The 17,441-nt window shown below is 60.6% G+C and carries 16 protein-coding genes; 5 read left to right on the forward strand and 11 right to left on the reverse strand.

Going from position 1 to position 17,441, the window contains the following annotated elements:
- The first annotated feature begins 131 nt into the window (after positions 1–131).
- The gene (locus ACI2KG_RS01600; RefSeq protein WP_400616302.1) at positions 132–596 is read left to right on the forward strand and encodes a hemerythrin domain-containing protein; all 465 of its coding nucleotides are present in this window, start codon (positions 132–134) and stop codon (positions 594–596) included.
- Positions 597–652: 56 nt separating this feature from the next.
- On the opposite strand, the gene ACI2KG_RS01605 is transcribed toward ACI2KG_RS01600, so the two are convergent.
- The 3 genes from ACI2KG_RS01605 to ACI2KG_RS01615 are packed head-to-tail and all read right to left on the reverse strand — an operon-like array spanning position 653 to position 2,663.
- Positions 653–1,645, reverse strand: coding sequence for a DUF3618 domain-containing protein (locus tag ACI2KG_RS01605; RefSeq protein ID WP_404660520.1), 993 nt, complete (start codon positions 1,643–1,645; stop codon positions 653–655).
- Positions 1,642–2,070: a phage holin family protein gene (locus ACI2KG_RS01610; protein ID WP_404660521.1), complete on the reverse strand. Its 429-nt coding sequence runs from the start codon at positions 2,068–2,070 to the stop codon at positions 1,642–1,644. Before ACI2KG_RS01610 ends, ACI2KG_RS01605 begins: the two co-directional genes overlap by 4 nt.
- Positions 2,070–2,663, reverse strand: coding sequence for a hypothetical protein (locus ACI2KG_RS01615; protein ID WP_404660522.1), 594 nt, complete (start codon positions 2,661–2,663; stop codon positions 2,070–2,072). The genes ACI2KG_RS01610 and ACI2KG_RS01615 overlap by 1 nt, the downstream gene beginning before the upstream one ends.
- A gap of 267 nt (positions 2,664–2,930) precedes the next feature.
- Here ACI2KG_RS01615 and ACI2KG_RS01620 point away from each other — a divergent pair, with 267 nt between their 5' ends.
- Positions 2,931–3,626: a type 1 glutamine amidotransferase domain-containing protein gene (locus ACI2KG_RS01620; protein ID WP_404660523.1), complete on the forward strand. Its 696-nt coding sequence runs from the start codon at positions 2,931–2,933 to the stop codon at positions 3,624–3,626.
- 94 nt (positions 3,627–3,720) lie between these two features.
- Here the strand turns inward: ACI2KG_RS01620 and ACI2KG_RS01625 are convergent, their stop codons facing one another.
- The 3 genes from ACI2KG_RS01625 to ACI2KG_RS01635 form a co-directional block, all read right to left on the reverse strand.
- Positions 3,721–4,362, reverse strand: a complete 642-nt coding sequence (locus ACI2KG_RS01625) for a DUF998 domain-containing protein (protein WP_404660524.1) — start codon at positions 4,360–4,362, stop codon at positions 3,721–3,723.
- 263 nt (positions 4,363–4,625) lie between these two features.
- Complete coding sequence (xth, locus tag ACI2KG_RS01630) at positions 4,626–5,420, reverse strand: exodeoxyribonuclease III (protein ID WP_404660525.1); 795 nt, start codon at positions 5,418–5,420, stop codon at positions 4,626–4,628.
- On the reverse strand, positions 5,417–5,659 hold the full coding sequence (locus tag ACI2KG_RS01635; RefSeq protein ID WP_404660526.1) for a hypothetical protein: 243 nt from the start codon (positions 5,657–5,659) through the stop codon (positions 5,417–5,419). Before ACI2KG_RS01635 ends, xth begins: the two co-directional genes overlap by 4 nt.
- An 877-nt stretch (positions 5,660–6,536) precedes the next feature.
- Between ACI2KG_RS01635 and ACI2KG_RS01640 the strand changes: the two genes are divergently transcribed.
- Together ACI2KG_RS01640 and ACI2KG_RS01645 are read left to right on the forward strand one after the other, a co-directional pair.
- Positions 6,537–10,511, forward strand: coding sequence for a DEAD/DEAH box helicase (locus tag ACI2KG_RS01640; RefSeq protein WP_404660527.1), 3,975 nt, complete (start codon positions 6,537–6,539; stop codon positions 10,509–10,511).
- A 202-nt stretch (positions 10,512–10,713) separates the two neighbouring features.
- On the forward strand, positions 10,714–12,471 hold the full coding sequence (locus ACI2KG_RS01645) for an OPT family oligopeptide transporter (protein WP_404660528.1): 1,758 nt from the start codon (positions 10,714–10,716) through the stop codon (positions 12,469–12,471).
- Here ACI2KG_RS01645 and ACI2KG_RS01650 read toward each other — a convergent pair whose 3' ends face one another.
- Both ACI2KG_RS01650 and ACI2KG_RS01655 read right to left on the reverse strand, forming a co-directional pair.
- Positions 12,472–13,602, reverse strand: a complete 1,131-nt coding sequence (locus tag ACI2KG_RS01650) for a sensor histidine kinase (RefSeq protein WP_404660529.1) — start codon at positions 13,600–13,602, stop codon at positions 12,472–12,474. It abuts the gene before it with no gap.
- 102 nt (positions 13,603–13,704) lie between these two features.
- Positions 13,705–14,391 (reverse strand): hydrolase, encoded by a 687-nt coding sequence (locus tag ACI2KG_RS01655; RefSeq protein WP_404660530.1) that lies wholly within the window; start codon positions 14,389–14,391, stop codon positions 13,705–13,707.
- Positions 14,392–14,547: 156 nt separating this feature from the next.
- On the opposite strand from ACI2KG_RS01655, the gene ACI2KG_RS01660 reads away from it, so the two are divergent.
- Complete coding sequence (locus ACI2KG_RS01660) at positions 14,548–15,453, forward strand: LysR family transcriptional regulator (RefSeq protein WP_404660532.1); 906 nt, start codon at positions 14,548–14,550, stop codon at positions 15,451–15,453.
- A gap of 141 nt (positions 15,454–15,594) precedes the next feature.
- Here ACI2KG_RS01660 and ACI2KG_RS01665 read toward each other — a convergent pair whose 3' ends face one another.
- From ACI2KG_RS01665 to ACI2KG_RS01675, 3 genes are all read right to left on the reverse strand, one after another.
- Entirely contained in the window at positions 15,595–16,095 is a 501-nt protein-coding gene (locus ACI2KG_RS01665; RefSeq protein ID WP_404660533.1) for a peroxiredoxin, read from the reverse strand.
- A 167-nt stretch (positions 16,096–16,262) separates the two neighbouring features.
- On the reverse strand, positions 16,263–16,553 hold the full coding sequence (locus ACI2KG_RS01670; protein ID WP_201207558.1) for a hypothetical protein: 291 nt from the start codon (positions 16,551–16,553) through the stop codon (positions 16,263–16,265).
- A 315-nt stretch (positions 16,554–16,868) separates the two neighbouring features.
- Positions 16,869–17,102, reverse strand: coding sequence for a hypothetical protein (locus ACI2KG_RS01675; protein ID WP_404660534.1), 234 nt, complete (start codon positions 17,100–17,102; stop codon positions 16,869–16,871).
- Between the last annotated feature and the right edge of the window lie 339 nt (positions 17,103–17,441).

The following is a 17,441-nucleotide window of genomic DNA, read 5'->3' on the forward strand; positions in this document are numbered from 1 at the left end:
GAGACGAAAGCGGTAACCGCACTGTCGGTGGCAGCGCAACGTTACGTTGATCATCTGCATTGAACCCTGGCGCTTGCAGCCCACTCCATCCAAGGCAACCGTGATTTTTTCTGCCCCTTGAGAGGTGACTCATGAACGCAATCGAATTGCTTATCCAAGACCATCAGCTGGTGAAAAAACTGCTCGAGGAACTGTCGTCAACCACCGAACGCGCCGTGAAAAAACGGGCTGAACTGCTCGAGCGCATCAAGCAGGAGGTGAGCATTCATACAGCCCTTGAAGAGGAAATCCTCTACCCGGCGATCAAGCAGGCCGGTGGCAAAGAAGAAGCGAAGATGTATTACGAAGCCAAAGAAGAGCACCGTACTGTCGACTCGCTGGTCATTCCCGACCTGTTGCAAACCGACACCGGTACCGTGGAATTTGCCGGACGGGTCAAAGTGATGAAGGAGCTGCTGGAACACCATATCGAGGAAGAAGAAAGCGAGCTGTTCCCGACTGCCCGCAAGCTGTTGGGCAAGCAGGCACTGGAAGACATGGGCCAGGCCATGGAAGCCCAGAAAAAACTGTTAAAAGGTGAACAGCGCGCCGCCTGAAGGTCACCAGCGCGCCCGCCCAGGGCGCGCTGGTTCATGCCTGATAGTGGGCGACTCTAGTGACTGGCCTTGTCGCCAATATCATCCAGCCGACGCTTGATCTCCCGCGTCTGCTCTTCCTGCTCCTTGATAGACGTCGGTGTGATGACCTTGTCCACCGCCTCGGTATTCGGCTCCGGCCGCTCAAGCACCTGATCCGGCGCAGATCCGCCGCGTTGTGCCTGTTCAGAGGAAATGGGGTTCGGGACTTTGTCCCCAGTCTTGCCATCTGGGTGGTTCATGGGCTGATCATCGTGCGAGTGGAGTCTTTCAGAAGAGCCTGCATCATCCATGGAATGCTCGACCGACGTTTTTACCTCGCTGCCTTTGGCCTTGAGGGTGTCGGTCAACCGATCGCTGCTGGCACCCATCAGCTCATCCTCCTTGCGGGTACTGGGCAATGCCGCACCTAGCGCCGCGCCCAGGGCTATGCCTAAAGCCGCCACTACCAACGGCTGTTCTTGCAACAAGTGTTCGAACTGCCCTTTCAGCGCCGTGGTCTGGTCCGCGACCTTGTGCGCGCTGTTGCGCAGGCTATCCGCCGAGGCGCCCACGGAATCGTGTACACCGCTACCCAGCTCACTTGCCCGATCGCGCACGTCATGGGCCTTCATACGTGCTTTCTGGCTTGCATCGTGTAGCACCTCCCCGGCATGGGCGAAGGCATCTTGCACCGTGTTCACCGCGCTCCCTAGCTTCTCGCCCAGGCCGGGGCCCTGATGCGCTGGCCCGGGGTTGAATGGGCGGTTCTGGTTCAGGCCCAGCCAAGCCAGGCCGAACACCGTCAAGGTCGTGGGTACGGGGTTGTTCTTGAGCGTGGTACCGAGGTTCTGGAAGAACTCGCCGCCATTGCCCTTGGCATAAGCCAGCACGCGGTCGACCATCTGACCTGGGCTCAAGCGTTGTTCCAGGGCATCTACCAGGTCACTGATATGCTCGCGCTTGGCATTGATTTCCTGTTCGAGCAAATCCGGGTCCTTTTGCGAGTCATGTTCGAAGGAAGTGGTCATGGCAGTTTCCTCTTCAGAGTGTCCTTGTCTTGTTCCATGGCATGCAAGGTGCGATCTGGGGTCAGATGGGAAGGCTCGAACTGCTTCTTGCCCGACTGCAGCATGATGAACCCGATCACCACCGTGACCGCACCAACGATCAATGCTGCCAACCATGGCGCGACCACCAGCGCCAAACCGTAGACCGCCGCCAACAAGAGGATGATGAAGCCTGCCAGCACTACGATCGCCCCGGCTGCCACCGCCGCCGTACCCGCCTTCAGGGTGGCCAGGTTGTGCTGCAATTCAGCTTTGGCCAGTGCCAGTTCCTTGGTAAACAGCTCCGGCACTTCACGCATCAACTGCCGCAGCAGGCCGCCCACTCCGACCGGGTCGTTTTCCGGGGTATTCAAGCTTGAGGGGGTATGCAAGGGATCTTTGTTCATCACTCACCTCCTTTGAGCGGGTCGCGCTCGAGCGGGCCGCCACTGACCGGCGTACCGGCCCCTGGCCCAATAGGGTCATTCGGGGTGTAGAGTGCGCCGGTGGATACGTCGCTGCCTTTGTCGGGCGTCATTGGCTGCGCAGGATGCGGCGGGCTGAAATCATCAGACGCCGCACGGCTTGATTCATGGGTGGCGCTGGCGCGCAGGAAACGCGACAAGGCAAAGCCGACCGCGACGCTACCGGCCAGAAACAATGCCGGGTTGCTGCGGGCAAGCTGGCCGCCACGTTGCAGCAGGCTTTCAGCGCTTTCATGGCGTACCTGCTCGGCAAACTCGCCCACACATTCTGCCGCCTGGCTAAGGTAGTGCGAGAGACCCAGACTGTCGTTGCCTTCCAGGGCCGACGCCGCCGAGCGTGCGCCCTGCTTCAGCGAATCGAGCTGGTCGGCTGCGCTATCGCGATAATGTTCGAACTGCTCGCTGCCTTGGTGCTTGACCTCGCCAAGCAGCGCCCCGGCCTCTTGGCTGATGGCATGCACAGGGTCCTGGGGGGTACCGGGTGGCGACGTTAAGCTGTGATCAGTCTTTTCCATCTTCCTGCCCTCGAAGCTGATTAGGGAGTGAATGCCGGTTTGTGACGGGCATTCATTTCGAGGGACGCATTTATGTCGAAAGGAGTTCAGCGCTGATGACGCGTGACATTTGGTTGGGGATCAAAAAATATTGACACGATCAAACACCGCCCCTGTAAACGGGGCGCGTGCTTCAGACTTTCATGGAACGACTGCGGCGCCCAGCCCTCCCACCTTCATGCAGGGCAAACAGCGCTCTGCGCCGTCAATTTGGAGGACTTGGCTCGCATGAAAAAGATTCTGATGGTGCTCACGTCGCACGACCAACTGGGCGACACTGGCGACAAGACCGGCTTCTGGCTCGAAGAGTTCGCAGCGCCCTACTACGTGTTCGTCGACGCCAATGCCGACGTCACCCTCGCCTCGCCCAAAGGTGGCCAGCCACCGCTGGACCCGAAAAGCGATGAACCGGACACCCAGACCGACGCCACCCGGCGCTTTGCCAGCGACACCGAGGGGCAGATGGCCTTGGCTGACACGGTGCCGCTGGGCGAAATCGACCCCTACCACTTCGATGCGGTGTTCTACCCTGGTGGCCACGGGCCGCTGTGGGACTTGGCTGAAGACAAAGACTCGATCACCTTGCTCGAAGCGTTCTATGCGTCCAACAAGCCGATTGCTGCGGTGTGCCATGCGCCCGGCGTGCTGAGGCATGTCAAGGCGCCAGACGGCCATGCCGTGGTCAAAGGCAAGCGGGTAACGGGGTTCAGCAACAGTGAGGAAGAGGCGGTTGGGTTGACCCAGGTGGTGCCATTTCTAGTGGAGGACATGCTGAAAGCCAACGGCGCCGAATACGCCAAGGCGGCAGACTGGGCAAGCCATGTGATCGAGGACGGCCACCTGATCACCGGCCAGAACCCGGCCTCTTCCGAAGCAACGGCCAAGGCACTGCTCAAGCGTCTGGCGCAAGAGCCAGGCGCCTGACGCAAGCGGCCCACCACGGCCAGCTGGCGCTGTTACGCCGTCGAAAGTGCTCGCGCGCGGCTGCGCACGAGCACTTCGCAGACAGTCTCAGGTATCAACGGACGCTGGGCACGGTTGGGTCGACATAACGTACAGACCACGCCAAAACCGCGGCCCAGACCACCGAAATGCCGTAGTTCAGGCGCTGATAGAGGCCAAACCCATGCCCCTCCACGAATGCCTTGGCCATCCACCCTACCGTTGCCAGGGCCAAGAGCAAGCAAAGCAGCGAGAACCACCCAAACATCGGTGAGGGCAGCAAACGCTTACTCAAAAAAACCCAAAGCGCGCTCGCCGTCGTCAGCGAAAGAAACATCACCAGCCCTGCAAGGTTATGTATCTGTTGAGCAGTGGATGGCTGTGGCGGCGCGCATCCCTCGTCACAAGGAAAAAAGCCGGTCATGAAACTCGCCAGCCCGTGCAGCGCTATCAGGGCGGCGCTGATCATGGCCAGGCGTGACGTGCTGAAGCGCCGCGCCAACCCCAGTGCGAACAGCATGAACAAAACGCCAAGGGGAAAGTTGTTCACCCATGCAGAGTACGGGTGCGTGGGGGCGCCTACTGCGCCCAACTGGCTCATTGCCTGGTCGAAGTGGCTGTAACCCGGATAACCCAGTGACGTAAGCCATACGCCAACGAAGAGCCAGACGGGGATCAATAACCCCAAGTACAACAGGTTTCGGTCAGTGGACTTCACGCTACAGCACTCCCTTGTCATGGCAATCAACGCCTCCGTTCGTGACGAAAAGGCACCATGCTAGTAAACCTTTGCATCCGTGCGTTACCGATTTTTTGCAAGGCAGATTGCCCATGCGTCATCCTGTCGCTCCCTCGTACCAAAGATGGTCCCGATGAGCAGATGCCTGCCCAGTATCTCGGCAGAACAGTAGCCCTTGTGGGAGCGGGCTTGTCGCGCGAAAGGGCCGGGCCTGATAACCACCGCCCACCAGCCGATCAGTATTACCGCCGGCGCTGCCCACCCAACTCGATCCAGACAGGCGCATGGTCGCTGGCCTTGGCTTCATTGCGTACCCAGGCATCGACACCCGCCTGCTTCAGGTATGGGGCCAGATCAGGGTTGAGCAACAGGTGATCGATGCGCAATCCAGCGTTGCGTGCCCAATGATTACGGAAATAGTCCCAGAAGGTGTAGATGCGCTCGTCCGGGTACAGAGAGCGAAGGGCATCCACCCAGCCTTGCGCCAGTAACTGTTCGAAACACGCCCGCGACTCTGGCTGCAGCAATGCATCCTTGCGCCATGAACGTGGGTCATAGATATCCAGATCAGTAGGCACGACGTTGAAGTCCCCTGCCAGCACCGTAGGATGGCCACTGTCGAACAGCGCCTGCGCATGGGTAATCAGGCTCTGGAACCAGCGCAACTTGTAGGCGAACTTCGGCCCTGGCTGGGGGTTGCCGTTCGGCAGGTAAAGGCACCCTACCAGCACACCATGCGCCGCCGCTTCCAGGTAACGGCTCTGATCGTCGTCCTGCATGCCGGGCAAGCCACGGCGCACTTCAAGCGGCTCACTGCCCTTGGCCAGGATCGCCACGCCGTTCCACGCAGGCTGCCCCATGTAAAGGCAGCCGTACCCCGCCGCTTCGATTGCCTGACGCGGAAACTGCTGGTCGGCTGCCTTCAGTTCCTGCAGGCAGGCGATATCGGGCTGTTCCCGCTCCAGCCAGGCCAGCAAGGCCGGCAGCCGGCTACGGATGCCATTGATGTTGAACGTGGCGATCTTCAGCTTTTTCATGCGTCCGGATCGCTGACATGCGCTTTGACAGCATCCTCCAGCGCCCGCACATGCGCCTGGTCGGCCAGCGCCTTGAGTGCCAGCCAGTCGTCCCACTCGATGGCGCCATCGTCGCGCAGGGCCTCGGCCGTGCGGACCAGCTCATGGTGGTAGGCATCTGGTGACTCGCGCCTGTAACTGATGTCGTCGTACTGCGCGTACCAGGCCTCAAGCTCAGGAATGCTGCGTTCGATACTCATGGCGTCGCCCTCACTTTGCCATTGCTGGTCCTTTACTGAGGGCAGAGGCACGCTGAAAATTCAATTGGATCGTCAGAGTGAACGTCGCCATTGCAGACAGCGTTTTCACTGTATCGAAACCAACGCTGGAGATTTCGAGATGTGGGCCTCAACACAGAATAGGCATTCGTTCGCGCAGGTGGCGCTGAATCACCTTTCCGCCCTTGCGGCGGGTTACTTTGGTCTTGCCCAAAGTAACCAAAGGCGCCCGCTCCCATCATCCGGCCCCTGCGCTTCGCTCCGGGGTCCCCTCGCTACGGGCTTGCTCCCGGGAGTACGCGCTGCAGGCCCCATGCCTGGGGCCTCAGCGCTTGACGGGCATCCATGCCCGTCACCTCCCTCCGCAAGCCCTTCGCTCGGCCTCCTGAAGTCGCAACCTGTGTCGCCTGAACTATCGCGCGCTTAGAAGCAAAATCAAAAGCAGAGCTGCAAGCGCGCTACATAGTGTTTTCGCCCACTAAGGGTTTGCCCAGCGTTACTTCTTGGCAATGGGCGGCAAACAAGCCCGTGATGATCAGCAGCACAAGGATAAGGACCGCTGATTTTCATTAGCGAAAGCCAAGGCGGCGCAGGCTGCCTTGGCCGAGGTAAGAACACGGCGTTGCCCAGATAGCTGATGGGCAACGCGCTTTGGTGAACGACCGACAATGAGAAATCCGTTGGCCTTTTCTGGATCGGCGTATCGTACAATCGCCTACCCATTTCGTTGAGGCCCAGGATGTCCTTGCAAACGCTTAGCCCGGATTCTCTCCCCGATAACTGCAGGGCCACCCTCTATGCCCTGGCTACCTCGTTCCCTGGCAAAGGGAAAAACTCATTACTCAAGGTGCTGCGCATCATGGGTATCTGTGACCCGGGCGGCAAGCTGGTTGATGTTTCCACTTTGCCCGGCTTGCTGGAATTGCTCCAGGACCAAGGCTGGGTTGAAGTGGAGCAGCGTAACGAAGGGCAATACTTCGTCGTGCCTGCACAACGGCGCAACAGTGTACTGCTCAGCCTGCTTAATGCGGCTGACGGTGCAGCGCGATTGCAGCAGATCGACGACAGCCTGCCAGCACTTGGGCAGAGTCAAGCCCCTGGCAAGCCTCGCGCATTGCAAGAGCTCTGGCTGGACCTGCTGAGTGGTAGCGGCCAGCGATTGCAGCACTCGATGTATTGGGCGGGAAGGCTATTCAACGCGAAGGAATGGGCCAGTCAACACCCTATGCATCTTCTGCAGGCCGATGCGGCCGGCCTGAAAGTGTTCGCCCACCTGGACGACACAGTGCGCGGGCTGCTGCTGGAAGACTACCTGTGCTTGAACAACAGCCTGTTCGGGCCAGCATCGCGTAGCTATGCCTTGGCTCAACTTGAAATGGCGCACTACCCATCCCCTGCGCTGGGGGTGCAGTTGATGCACCAGGCCCTGTGGCGAGGCGACTGGAAAGCGCTGCAACTTTACGGTGAGCCATGCACCCCGATAACCTTCGCAAGCCTGCAGTTCTTGCTGCGCGGCCAGGTTAGCGACACCCTGAAAGTGATACGGGCCTGGCTTACCGATCAGCGCAGGCAGACCAAAAAGCGCAAGATCGACCTGCCACCGTTGCTCAACGCCCTGTACTGCCTGGCACTCATCGCTGAAAACGATAGCCAGCACCACACGGCGCTCAAGCAGGCCCTGGCTCAGGGCGACAAGCAGAACTACGGCACCACCTACCAGGCGCTCTCCCAGCTGTTCGAGCAATTACAGGGCAACAAACCAGACCTCTCGTACCTGCGCCCTTCAGCACTCAAAGGTTTTGATGGCCTGCTGCTCGCGCTCGCCCTGTACTGGCTGGATGCGCCGATCGCGCGGGGGCAGGATTGGCGCACCACGCTGCAAGATTACCGAGCTGAACTCGACCAGCAGGGTTACGCCTGGCTGGCGGCAGAGTTCGATGCCTTGATTGCAGCACAGTTTGGCGTGCCCAGGCAGCTGCACGATCTGCATCAGGATGCCGGGTTGAAACCACTGGCCGCGTTGCTTCAGCGTCAGGAAGCCTGGCAGCACGCCCTCAGTGCGCTGTGCCAGTTGAAGCCGTCCAGCGCGCCGACCAGCCCCGCCAGCAAGAAGACGACTCGCCTGGCCTGGCTGTTGAATAACAGCCGTTACTCCAGTCGTCTGGAGCCGCGCGAGCAAAAGCTCGGGGCAAAGGGGCAATGGAGCAAAGGCCGCCCAGTAGCGCTCAAACGCCTGGTAGAGGAAGTTGACCGGCTGGACTTTCTTTGCGAGCAAGACCGGCAAGCCATCAGCACGATCCAGGCTGGCCATACGTATTATTCCAATGTCGAATTCGAGCTCCTTCCCGGTCTGGCCCTTCCCAGGCTGATCGGCCACCCGGCGCTGTTCTGGCACGATGCCCCGGACGTACGCGTCGAGCTCGAGGCAGGCCACGCCAGCCTGCACCTTGAGGCTGTAGATGGGCAGACTCATCTGCGCCTTGAGCCGCAAGGCGTCGTTACCGATGACACCTACTACCTGCACCAGCAAACGCCGACGCGCCTGCTGATCTATTCGATCAACAGCGACCTGCGCCAGATCGGCAAGATCATCGACAAAGGCTTGCGCATACCGCAATCAGGTAAAGCGGAACTGATCGAAGCGATCAGCGCCATCGCGCCGCTGCTGCCCATCCATTCAGACCTCCCCGAATTTGCGGCGCAGCTCGACCACGAACCGGCAGATACACGCCTTTACGCCCATTTGCTTCCACTTGCCGAAGGTTTGCGCCTGCAGTTGTTGGTGCGGCCGTTGGCCGAGAGTAGCTGGTTCCGCCCGGGCCAAGGCGCGCAAAACCTGCTTGGCGAGCGCGATGGCAAGCCCCTGCAGGTGTGCCGCGACCTCGCGGGCGAGCGCCAGGCACTGCAACAGGTGCTACAGGCCTGTCCCGGTTTGGCCAACGCCGATAGCGATGGTCAGGAATGGCAGCTTGACCAGCCGCAGGATGCCTTGCAGGTACTCGCCGAATTGCATGCGCTGGATGGCGACCAGTTGCACTGTGTTTGGCCAGAAGGCGAACGCATGCGCCTGAAAGGCCGCCTGAAGCTGAATGAACTCCAGCTGGGCCTGCGCAAACAGGGCGATTGGTTCGTGCTGCAGGGCGAGATTGCGTTCGATGATGGCAAGGTGCTGCGTCTGCGCCAGCTGCTGGAGCTGCTCAAGGCCAGCCCCGGGCGCTTCCTCAAGCTTGGCGAGCGCGACTGGTTGGCACTTGACGAAACATTGCGCAAGCGCCTGGACGAGCTGGCGCACCTGGCAGATCGGGTCACCGACCAAGGCCTGCGTCTCAGCCCGTTGACCGCACCGTTGCTGGCCGGGTTGGCAGCCGAAGTTGGCGAATTCACTGCTGACAAAAGCTGGCAGGCACATCTGCAAAAACTGCAGTCGCTGCGCGACTACCAGCCTCAGCTGCCCCGCACCCTGCAAGCCGACTTACGTGGCTACCAGCATGAGGGCTTCATCTGGCTGGCACGCCTGGCTGAATGGGGCGTCGGTGCCTGCCTGGCCGACGACATGGGCTTGGGCAAGACGGTACAGATACTGGCGCTACTTCTGCAGCGAGCTGCCAACGGTCCACAACTGGTTGTTGCCCCGACATCGGTTACGCTCAATTGGCAAGCGGAATGCAGGCGGTTCGCCCCTCAATTGAAACTGCACGTGTATCACCAGAAGCGCAACCTGGATGAGCTAGGCCCCGGCGACCTGGTTATCACCAGCTACGGCCTGTTGCAGCAAGACAGTGCCGCATTCGCCGCCTGCTCGTGGAACAGCGTCGTGCTGGACGAAGCGCAGGCAATCAAGAATGCCCAGACCAAGCGCGCCCAGGCTGTCATGGCATTGCAGGCGGAATTTCGCGTGGTAGCCACTGGCACCCCATTGGAAAACCACTTGGGCGAACTGTGGAGCCTGTTCCGCTTTATCAACCCGGGCCTGCTCGGCAGCCAGGAAAGCTTTAACAGCCGCTTCGCTACGCCAATTGAACAAGGCGATGCGGCAGCCCGACGGACCCTGAAAACCCTTATCCAGCCCTTTATCTTGCGTCGCCTCAAGAGCCAGGTACTCGACGAACTGCCCGCGCGGACAGAAATCACCTACAAAGTACCGCTCTCCGATGAGGAGGCTCACCTCTACGAAGCCCTTCGCCAGCAAGCGATGGACAACGTTGCCGATGCGGCCCCCGGAGCCGGCAGGTCCTTCAAGATACTGACTGAAATCACCCGACTGCGCCGTTTTTGCTGCCATCCAAGCCTGGTGATGCCGGAATCGGTACTGCCAGGCAGCAAGCTTCAGGCCTTTGCAGCCCTCGTCGAAGAGCTTCTGGACAGTGGCCACAAAGCCTTGGTGTTCAGCCAGTACGTCGACCACTTGAGCATCGTGCGCAAGCTGCTCGATGAAAAACGCATCGCTTACCAGTACCTCGACGGCAGCGTACCCGCCAAAGAGCGGGAGCGCCGCGTGAATGCCTTCCAGGCTGGCGAGGGTGAAATCTTCCTAATCAGCCTGAAGGCCGGGGGCAGCGGCCTTAACCTGACCGCCGCCGACTATGTGATCCACCTCGACCCGTGGTGGAACCCTGCCGTAGAGGACCAAGCCAGCGACCGCGCCTATCGCATTGGCCAGCAGCGTCCGGTGACCATTTACCGACTGGTCGCCGAAAACAGCATCGAAGAGCAGATCGTCGGCTTGCACGCGCGTAAAAGAGACCTGGCCGACAGCTTGCTGGAGGGCGGGGAAACCAGCGCCAAGCTGGATGCCGACGCTCTGCTGGCGCTGCTCGCTGGCGGAGCGCATTGATGCTGCGCCCCTAGCGATTAGATAGGGTTGGCAAGGTGTTCTCCGTGCCTTATGCAGCGCCTATTCGATCGAGCGCCGCGCGTGGCCCGCAAGCGCAGCGAAGCCGAGCAGGTCAACGCGTACAAACCCTGGCGAAGGGGAACCTTCATGGCTGACGGGGCTCAGTTGTCCAGAGCGCTTGCCACAGCCACAAAGGATTGCCATGGGACATGCTCCAGCCTCCGCCCTGCCCAAGGTTCGCGTCGAGCGTGAACTGAGCCTGCGGGCAGTGCTCACCGGTGCGGTACTGGGCATTTTGCTTACACCCTCCAATGTGTACGCCGGGCTCAAGATCGGCTGGTCATTCAACATGTCGATCATCGCCCTGCTGGTCGGCTTCGTGCTGTGGCAGGGCCTGGGGCGGCGCAGGCAGGCCGTGCCCGCTTGGACACTGCATGAGAGCAACATCAACCAGACCGTGGCTTCGGCTGCCGCCTCCATCGTTTCCGGGGGGCTGGTGGCGCCAATTCCCGCCTACACGCTGCTCACCGGCCACCAGTTGGACCCGCTGCCAATGATGGCCTGGGTGTTCTCGGTAAGTTTTTTGGGCATCTGGATCGCCTGGTACCTACGCCCCGCACTGCTCAACGACCCTGAGCTGAAGTTCCCCGAGGGCATGGCAACCCTGGAAACGCTGCAGCAGATCTACCACCACGGGCACGAAGCCCTGTTGCGCATCAAGGTGCTGTGCAGCGCCGCGCTGCTGTCGGGGCTAGTGAAATGGATTGACGGGTTCGTCTGGGCGATACCGCGCTGGGCACCCACGCCTGCCTTCGAGCGCATGACCTTCACCTTCGACCCTTCGCTGCTGCTGGTCGGTTTCGGCGGCATCATCGGCATTCGCGTCGGCCTCACCCTGCTGCTTGGCGCTGCACTGGCATGGGGCGGCCTGGCGCCATGGCTGGTCGACCACGCCCTGGTGGTGCTGGCCCCGAACGCCAGCGGCCCGCAATTCGCTGCCCTGGTAGAATGGCTGTTGTGGCCAGGCGTGAGCTTGATGGTCTGCGCAACCCTGACGTCATTGGCGGTCCGCCTGCTGCAAGGGCACCCGCGTAAACCCGCTGACCGCCTGGCAAAGCGACCGACGCGCGCCAAGCTGCGCGTTACGCCGTGGCCAGTAGCCGGCCTGCTGCTGGCCATCGCCCTGGTAGTGACCCTGCAGGTGCTGCTGTTCGGCATAAACGGGTGGATGGCGCTGCTCAGCATTCCATTGGCGATTTGCCTTGCTGTGGTCGCCGCGCGCGTGGTTGGCGCCACCGGCATCGCGCCGATTGGTGCCATTGGCAAGCTGTCGCAGCTCAGCTTCGGCCTGGTCGCCCCCGGCCAGGTGGCCATCAACCTGATGAGTGCCAACACGGCGGGTGGCGCGGCCGGGCAGTCCACCGACCTGATGAACGACTTCAAGGTTGGCCTGGAGATAGGCGCCACGCCGCACAAGCAGTTGCTGGCGCAATGCATCGGTGTCTTCATCGGCAGCGTGGTCGGCGTGCTGGTGTACCTGGTGCTGATTCCCGACCCGCAGGCCCTGCTGCTGACCGAGCAGTGGCCGGCGCCAGCCGTAGCGACCTGGAAAGCAGTGGCACAGACGCTGACTCAGGGGCTTGGGGTACTGTCGCCGGAGCTTCGCTGGGCAATCGTGGCCGGTAGCACTGCTGGCGTGCTGCTGGGTACGCTGGACAGCCTGCTGCCGCACCGGGCGGCCCGCTGGCTGCCCAGCACAGCCGCGCTGGGGTTGGCCTTCATACTGCCCGCGTCGATCAGCATGATGATGGGGCTTGGCGCAGTGCTCACCTGGCTTGTCAGTTGCCGCTGGCCGAGCATCACCGAGCGCTTTGCCATTACCACGGCAGCAGGGCTGATTGCCGGCGAGAGCATCATGGGGGTGGGGGCATCGTTCTGGGAAATGCTGCGCACACTATAATCAGCCGGCTGAACCCAGCAGAATGACCTCGAATGTGGTCCCGGCCTCTTTACTGGACTCCACGTCAATCCTGCCACCATGGCTTGCCACGATCTCCGAGGCAATGAACAGCCCAAGGCCTAGCCCCGCTGCCGAGCCCCGTTCGCCCGATGAATAGCTCGAATAGCGCCCCTCCGGCCGGAAGATGAAAGGCATCACTTCGGCGGGGATAGGTTCCCCCGAGTTATGCACGCTTACCCGTGCGGCGCCTTCCACGTTGGCCACCTTCACCTTGATCGGCGCCGTTGCATCGCCATGACGCAGGGCATTGCCAATCAGGTTGCTGAACACCTGGGCGATACGGTCAGGGTCGAACTGGCCGGAGATGCGCGCCTGCTCATCCAGCAGAATCGTTGCTTGAGGGAACCCCGTACGCAGCTCGTCAACAACAGCGCGGCAGATGGTGTTCAAATTGGCCCTTTGCAGGTTCACCGGAATGCCGGTACCGAGGTTGCAGCGGGCCAGGTCCAGCAGGTCGTTGATCATCACGTTCGCACGGCGGGCGCTGGTGCAGACCTGGGTGGCCAGCACCTTGCCCTTCTCATCCAGGCCCTGCTGTCGCTGGATCAGGTCACCCGCCATGAGTATCGCGCCGAGCGGCGATCGCAAATCATGGCCAAGCACGGCGAGCACCATTTTTCGGGTCGACTCGACCGCCGTGCCATACGCAGCAACCGATTCTGCCAGCGCCTGGTCAATGGCTTCATTGAAGCGGATCATGTCCCGAACATAATGGCTCTCGGCGTGCGAACCCTGGCTAAGCCAGAGAGACAGCACGCTCGCACGCAGTGCCCGATACTCGGAAACCATCTGTTCCATGGAGAACCCCGCTACCAGGCGTGCAACCGCGTGAGTTTCCGCAGCGGTATCACTGGAGCTCCTCGGCCCTCTTCCCTGAGCCTTTTCAGCTTGCTGATAGCGGGTTTGTGCCGTTCGCATGTCCAGGGCGGCAGTAAGCAAGATCTTTTCGGCGTGATCGCGCAAGCCCACGGAATCCTGCTTTGGCAGGTCTGTCTCGACCGAGCGCGCGTAGTTCTCCCAAGCCTGGAGAATCGCTTCCATGCTGTTCTCAATGAAGTCGGACAGCCGCATCTCTATCCCCACTCTTAAAAAGCCGTCCGTACAGGTTAGCCCATCAAGTGAAACTCTACAGACGAGCAAAAGCCCGGCAACACACTACCGGGCTGCAGGGCCTCAACGTTGTGAATCAAGCACTTCGTGCTGGGTGACAACTTGCTGGGCCTTGACGTAGCTTTCGATCAGCAGGCGGTAGTGCGGGAAGATCAGGCTGTAGGCTTCGGCCCACTGCGCAGCGTCCGGGCGGTTCCAGGTGCGCTGGATTTCCGAGGCTACAGCCGCGGTATCCATGGGTACCACACCCGCCTGAACGACGCGGGCCAGGGTAATTTCCTGCGCGGCCTTGGAATAGGTCCCGGATGCATCGATCACGGCAAATACCCGGTACCCGGCGCTGACCGCAGCGATTGCCGGAAAGGCCATGCACACACTGGTGATGGTGCCGGCAATTACCAAGGTCTTCTTGCCAGTGGCCTCTACGGCAGCGACGAACTCAGGGTTGTCCCACGCGTTGATTTCACCCTTGCGCGCCACGTACTGCGCATGGGGAGCTGCCTCATGGATCTCGGGGATCAGCGGGCCGTTGGGGCCTTGCGGCACCGACGCGGTGGTAATCACCGGGATCTTCGCCAAGGTGGCGATCCTGGCGAGGGTAATGGCGTTGTTGCGCAGTTCGGTCATGGGCATGTCCTTGACCGTCTGGAACAACCCGCTCTGGTGGTCGATCAGCAGCATGGCGGTGTCATCGGGGTCGATCACCGGGCGTTGGCCGTTGAAGTTGGCAGTCTGGGTGAATTGCGTCATATCGGTTTCTCCTGGTAGGGCATTCAGCCGTGAAGGGCTATAGATGCCGGGCTGCTGTTGCATGGCTGAAGTGCATGGAAGAAACGATACGGGCAGAACAATTGCCCCGGTAGCCAGCAAAAATTACTATCTGTGTTCCACGAGAGGAACACTGCAATGGATGATCTCAATGACCTTTACTATTTCGCCCAGGTGGTGGAGCACGGCGGCTTCACCCCGGCCGGTCGCGCCCTGGACGAGCCCAAGTCGAAGCTGAGCCGGCGCATTGCCGGGCTTGAAGAGCGCCTGGGTGTGCGGCTGATCCAGCGCTCTACGCGGCATTTTTCGGTCACCGAGATCGGCCAGGTGTTCTACCGGCACTGCGTGGCGATGCTGGTGGAAGCAGCGGCAGCCACCGAAGCCGTCGAGCAGCACCGCTCGGAGCCGCGCGGCGTGGTAAACCTGAGCTGCCCGACGGCGTTGCTGAACTTCTGGGTCGGTCCGATGCTGGCGCGGTTCATGGTGCAATACCCGCAGGTTGAACTGCATGTGCAGAGTACCAACCGCCAGGTAGACCTGATCCAGGAAGGCATCGACATCGCCCTGCGGGTTCGTTTTCCGCCACTGGAAAGCAGTGACCTGGTGATGAAGGTGCTGGGCGAGAGCCGCCAGCAGGTGGTAGGCGCGCCAGCCTTGCGCGAACGATTGCCGGCAAAGCCGGCGCCCGCCGATGTTGCCGCCCTGCCGACACTGCACTGGGGCGCGGTACAGCGCGATTACTACTGGCAACTGGAAGGCCCCCAAGGCACCAGTGCGCACGTACGCTACCAGCCTCGCATGGTCACCGACGACCTGGTAGCCCTGCGCCAGGCCGCGCTGGCAGGCGCGGGAGCAGTGCATATACCCGCCGTGGTGGTGTGTGAAGACCTGAATGCCGGCAAGCTGGTCAACCTGCTACCGGGCTGGGCGCCGCGTACCGGGGTTGTGCACGCGGTCTATGCCTCACGCCGTGGGCTGTTGCCATCGGTGCGGGCGCTGCTCGACTTTCTTGGCGACGCGTTTGCCAGCAGCGGGATCAGCTAATGCGTGTGACAAGTGACAGCGCAACCCTTCACCCAAACACCGCCCAATGTAGGAGCGGGTTCACCCGCGAAGCAGCCGACGCGCTCGATGGCATCGGGTTTTAGCCCCGCAGTCGTTTACCGCAAGGCCTGGGCCATGACCCTAACGCAACGCCGCCAGCATGCTAGCCGCATCGCTGACTTCGAATTTGCCCGGGGCTTCGAGCGCAATGTGTTTGACAATGTGGTCGTCGACCACCATGGCATAGCGCAGCGAGCGGCGCCCCATGCCGCGTGCCGAGAGGTCCTGGATCAGGCCCAGTGCCTCGCTGAAATCGCCATTGCCATCGCCGATCATCTTTACTGCGTCACCCACCTGCAGGCTGTTGCCCCAGGCGTTCATGACAAAGGCATCGTTCACCGAGACGCAGAGGATTTCGTCAATGCCCGCCGCGAACAGTTCGGCTGACGCAGCCACATAGCCGGGCACATGACGCTCGGAACAGGTCGGCGTAAACGCCCCTGGCAACGCGAAAATCAACACCTTCTTCTGCTTGCAGCGCTCGCGAATGGAAAAGGCAACCGGGCCGATCGCGCAGGCGTCGGCATCGTTGTTGTATTGGTAAAGGGTGATATCCGGTAATTGATCGCCAACCTTGATCATCGCTGTCTCCTGGGTGAGGTGATGATTGAGCGGCCCATGATGCCGCAGTCCGGTCGAAATGTCCGTGAAGGCCTGCCAGTCATCGGCAGCTGAAAAGCAAAAACCGCAACCTCTTCCAGTAACAAAAGGCTGCGGCTTTGGTGTTTGCGCGGCTGTCGCAGCCAGCTTCAGACTGCTGCTACACCAATCTCAGCGCAATAGCTCTGGGTTGCCCGCTCGATCACCTGGATATTCTTGTTGGCACGTACCAGCAGGAAAACGCCCAGTGCAATCATGATGATGCCGGGCACCAGCAGGAACAGCATGGGCAAGCCGAGGATGATGCAGAACCAGCCCACCAGCTTGAGGAACTTGGCAGCCTTCAGCAGCATGTTCTTTTGCGTGTAGATAGCGTCGGCGTCTTTGGTTGGCAGCATCTTGTAACCGCCAATGATTTCCCGCTCGTTCGAAAACAGCATGCCTTTCCAATTCCCTTTAGTGAGTGTGTGAATTACGCCACAGCAACCTTTGCGCTGTTGAACTATCACGGGGCTCGACTAGCCATTCACTGCGAGCCGTCCGTGTATCTCGCATGCCAAGGCCTTTGCAGGCGTTTGGACCGGCGCGATTTAACCATGTTGAAGTCCGCTACTTCAATCATTTATCTGGCCCGAAAAGCAGGCACAGGAATATCCCCTGGAACAGGGAACTCGCTGGGTCGGGAATACTCTGATAAAGCTTGGCCTGCACTACGCAATCGGTAATATTATTACGATATCAACCCGGATTGCCGTTTAACGCGCCAGAATCGCCTGGTGATGGTCAATGGAAGGAACAGGCACCTGAACACGCCGTGCCGTCAGCCATTCGCGCATTCGCGCGGTATCGAAAATCTGCCCCTCTTCCATCATCACCAGAATGAGTGTTTGTGACATTCGGTAACAACCACATCGGGCACAACACCGCTCTTCCCAGCCGTGGGCGCACTCAACGGATTCGGCCTGCCCTGCGCAAATCAGACAGCTCATGTAAGCCCCCTTTATTTTTCTTCCATGAAGGGTGGGTGCAAGGTTACGAAGATCGTATGTTTTCGGCTGACCATGAGATTTTCATGCCAACTTCGAAGCCGCTACTTACCCAGAGCACGCAAAAGGCCACCGCCGCCACACCATTTCCCCTGCAACCGGGCCCCCTGTAGGAGCGGGTTCACCCGCGAAGAGGCCAGCACAGGCGCCAGATTACTGAAGCCCCAGCACCCTCTCCAGTACTGATTAGCCAACCGCATCATGAGCAAAACTAAAAAAACTTTGAATCATCTTCAATATCACTCATGCAGCGCCCTGCCTAGAATAGCCCTCATTCCAGGA

Origin of the sequence: Pseudomonas sp. NPDC089407 (genome assembly GCF_044900445.1) — a bacterium.
In the GTDB taxonomy this organism is placed as follows: domain Bacteria; phylum Pseudomonadota; class Gammaproteobacteria; order Pseudomonadales; family Pseudomonadaceae; genus Aquipseudomonas.